The organism is Thalassotalea coralli (assembly GCF_055786205.1).
Genome location: NZ_JBVVBK010000026.1, coordinates 1 through 333 on the forward strand (window position 1 = coordinate 1; position 333 = coordinate 333).

Genomic DNA, 333 nt, shown 5'->3' on the forward strand with positions numbered 1-333 from the left:
ATAAAAGTGGCATCCCTAAGGGGATTCGAACCCCTGTTACCGCCGTGAAAGGGCGGTGTCCTAGGCCTCTAGACGATAGGGACACTAAAACTGCTTAGCAAAGTGTACTTTGCTGTTTTAGTGTAAGACGAGTCATTAGCTACACTAATCATCCATCTTACATCTATAAACTTTGGTAAAGTTACCTTTACCGTCAAACAATATCGCTATTGCTTGAAAACTCAGTAGAGTATGACCTAGTTTACTCTACTTCGCTCATGTTGCCATGATAAAAGTGGCATCCCTAAGGGGATTCGAACCCCTGTTACCGCCGTGAAAGGGCGGTGTCCTAGG

General features: G+C 44.7%; 1 tRNA gene. It reads right to left on the reverse strand.

The features are described from left to right. Positions 1-7: 7 nt before the first annotated feature. Positions 8-83, reverse strand: a tRNA-Glu gene (locus tag ACOB80_RS20865). Between the last annotated feature and the right edge of the window lie 250 nt (positions 84-333).